The organism is Arthrobacter sp. JCM 19049, assembly GCF_001310435.1.
Window position 1 is genome coordinate 1 of sequence record NZ_BAXF01000237.1, and the last position, 3,319, is coordinate 3,319.

General features: G+C 65.4%; 2 protein-coding genes and 2 pseudogenes. 2 read left to right on the top strand and 2 right to left on the bottom strand.

Going from position 1 to position 3,319, the window contains the following annotated elements; translation table 11 throughout:
- Both JCM19049_RS10145 and hrcA read right to left on the bottom strand, forming a co-directional pair.
- Window positions 1–462: pseudogene (locus JCM19049_RS10145) on the bottom strand (DnaJ domain-containing protein); the annotation flags it as partial.
- Window positions 463–514: 52 nt separating this feature from the next.
- Window positions 515–1,526, bottom strand: a pseudogene (gene hrcA, locus JCM19049_RS10150) (heat-inducible transcriptional repressor HrcA).
- A 129-nt stretch (window positions 1,527–1,655) separates the two neighbouring features.
- On the opposite strand from hrcA, the gene JCM19049_RS10155 reads away from it, so the two are divergent.
- Together JCM19049_RS10155 and JCM19049_RS10160 are read left to right on the top strand one after the other, a co-directional pair.
- Window positions 1,656–2,537, top strand: coding sequence for a DUF3097 domain-containing protein (locus tag JCM19049_RS10155; RefSeq protein ID WP_054821525.1), 882 nt, complete (start codon window positions 1,656–1,658; stop codon window positions 2,535–2,537).
- A 141-nt stretch (window positions 2,538–2,678) separates the two neighbouring features.
- A complete protein-coding gene (locus JCM19049_RS10160) occupies window positions 2,679–3,026 on the top strand; it encodes a DUF4870 domain-containing protein (protein WP_246049456.1) in 348 nt (115 codons plus the stop codon).
- The last annotated feature ends 293 nt before the right edge of the window (window positions 3,027–3,319 follow it).

Genomic DNA, 3,319 nt, shown 5'->3' on the forward strand with positions numbered 1-3,319 from the left:
CCGGGCTGGTGCCCTCGCGGGTGCCCTCACCGTGGCAGGTCTTGCAGGTGACCGCGGTTTCCATCTCCAGCGGGTACACGGTGCCCTTGACCGCGTCCTCCAGGTCGATGGTCACGGTGATCAGTGCGTCGCGTCCACGCTGGGTGCGCGGGATCGGGCCCTGGCCCTGTCCGCCGCCGCCGAAGAACTGCTCGAAGATGTCCCCGAACCCGCCGAAGCCGCCGGCCCCGCCGAAGCCTGGTGGCCGTTGCCGTTCTCATCCCCGGTGGCGTCGTAGTTGGCGCGCTTGGTCTCATCCGAAAGGACCTCGTAGGCGCGGGTGACCAGCTTGAACTGCTCCGCAGCGTCCTGCCCGGGATTCACATCCGGGTGCAGTTTGCGGGCCATCTTGCGGTAGGCGCTCTTGATCTGTTGTTGCGTGGCGTCCTTCGCGACACCCAGCGTCTCGTAATGCGAGCTCACGTTTCTCGCGTGTCCTTTCCTAACCGTTGGTCAAAGTCTGTGCCGGCGAGTCTCAGTTCGCCAGGATTCGGGACAGGTAGCGTGCCACGGCGCGCACCGAGGCCATCGAGGAGGGGTAGTTCATCCGGGTCGGGCCCAGCACCCCGAGCTTGTTGCGGGCATCGCTGCCGTAGCTGGTGGCCACCACCGCCGCCTCGGACAGCTCCCCGATATGGTTTCGGTGCCGATGCTCACCGACAGGCCGCGCGAATCGGCTTCCAGTTCGGAAAACAGCTTCAACAGCACCACCTGCTCCTCCAGCGCCTCAAGCACCGGGTGATGCTCAGCGGGAAGTCTCCCCCGGCACGGGCCAGGTTCGCGGTTCCCGCCATCACGATACGCTGTTCGGTGGCCGAATGCGCCATTTCGCGCAGGGCCGCAAGGATTTCTCCCAGCAGGTCCTGGTCCTGGCCCGGGATTTCCACGCTGTGGGTGGAGAGCAGCACGGACAGCTCGGAAAGCTGGTACCCGGCCAGCGCCTCCAGCAGCGTGTTCTTCAGCCCGGCCAGCGACTCGTCGGTGAACGGCGCGGCGGTGCTCAGCACCCGCTGGTCCACGCTGCCGTTGGAGGCAATGAGCACCAGCAGGAACTGGTGCTGGCTGAGCCCCACCAGTTCGATGTGCCGCAGCGCGGCCGTGTCGTACTGCGGCACCTGGATCATCGCGACTTGGTTGGTCAGCTTCGCCAGCAGCCGCACGGTGCTGTGCAGCATCTCCTCCAGATCCTGGGAGGTGTCCATGATCCGGTTGATCGCCTCGCGTTCGGCGCGCGAGAGCGGCTTGATCTCACCGATCTCGTCGACGAACCGGCGGTAGCCCTTTTCTGTGGGCACCCGCCCGGAAGAGGTGTGCGGGGCGACGATCAGTCCTTCGTCCTCCAGCGCGGCCATGTCGTTGCGGATGGTGGCCGCCGAGACCCCCAGGTCGTGCCGGTCCAGCAGGGTCTTGGAGCCCACCGGTTCGCGGGATTGGACATAATCCTCCACGATGGCTCGCAGCACATCCAGGCGCCGCAATTCGCTCACTGTCACACCACCTTCCATGCCTCACGGCATTTAGCACTCTACGTCCTCAAGTGCCAAGTCTAGTACGTTCAGCGCTTGCTAGCATTGGAATCTGGTTCGTATTCGGTCACAGCGAAAGGGCTGCATTCAGTGAGCAACTACCCGTGGGGCGCCATGGATCTGGGCACCCCCGCTCCCAAGAAACTGCGTCAGGTTCCGGTGGAGCGCGGGCTTCTGCTGGAGGATGTGGCCTCCGGCTGGGTTGGTGAGCTGGTGCGCACCGAGAAGTCCGGGGGCATGCGGGTCATTGTCCTGGAGGACCGCCATGGGCGCACCAAGTCCTTCCAGAGCGGCTTCGGCTTCCTGCTGGAGGGAGAGCCGGTGGAGCTGGTCGAGCCGCGCGCCCAGGCACAATCCGCCAGCACCCTGCGTTCCTCCTCCGGGTCCCGCGCGGTGACCGGGCAGAAGGCGCGCACCGCCCGGGCCAGCCGCATCTGGGTGGAGGGCAAGCACGACGCCGAGCTGGTGGAGAAGGTGTGGGGCCATGACCTGCGCGTCGAGGGCATCGTGGTTGAACCGCTGCACGGCGTGGACGATCTGGCCGCGGCCATCCGGGACTTCGACCCCTCCCCGCAGCGCCGCCTGGGGATCCTGGTCGACCACCTGATTTCCGGGACGAAGGAGGAACGCATCGTGCAGCAGGCGATGGCCACGCCCGGCGCGCAGGGTAACGTGCTGATCCTGGGCCACCCCTACGTGGACATCTGGCAGGCGGTGAAGCCCGAGGTGCTGGGCATCACCGCGTGGCCGGTGATCGCCAAGGGCACCGACTGGAAAACCGGGGTGCTGCGCAGCTTCGGCTGGCCGCACCAGAGCGCCGCCGACATCGGGTTGGGCTGGCAGCGGATCCTGTCGAAGGTCGAATACTATTCGCAGCTGCAGCCCGAATTGCTGGGCAAGGTCGAGCACCTGATCGATTTCCTCACGACCGAAGATTACGGTTTCCTAACAATCGGTGAATCGCAGGGTTAGTTCCGCGAGTCGAGCTTCCGATGCGGTCCCGGTGGCTAGACTCGAGGCAGTAACCACACTTCAGACATTGCAAGGAAATTCGACAGTGCCATCTCGCCAGACTGAGTCTTCACCGGAGAACTCACGCTTTGAGGTTCGCAGGTGACCGCTTTGCCACTGAGCCCCACCGAGGATCGGCAATGGGCGATGCTCGCTCACTTCGGCAGCATCCTGGGGTGCATCCCCTCGGCCATCATCTACGCGGTGTACCGTGACCGCGGTCCGTTCACCGCGCAGGAATCCAAGGAAGCGTTCAACTTCACCTTCCCGCTCACGGTCCTGGCCATCCTGCTGAACCTGCTGAGCCTGATCCCGTTCATCGGCTGGCTGTTCGCCGTGGTCGGTGTGGCGCTATGGGTGTTTATGACGCTGATGGGTGCCCGCGCCGGCATCCAGGTCAACAAGGGACGCCCCTTCCGCTACCCGCTGAACCTGCGGCTGATGAAGTAGCGCGGGCCTGGCCCGCGCCCAAGAACCAGGGAAAAACCCCCGAAGCCCACCGCTGATGAGGATCAGGCGGTGGGCTTCGGACGTTTTGGCGGCCAGTGCCGCCGGGCCAAGGTCTACGAATTAGAAGTTCAGCAGTTCGCGCACCACCAGGTCGGCCAGCAGGCGACCGCGCTGGGTCAGCACGATCCGCCCGGCGAAGGCCTGGCGCGGATCGATCAGCTCATCGGCGATCAGCCGGCCACGGCCCGGCGCCCGGTTTCGTCCAGTTCGGAGATCGGCATGCCGGTGTCCAG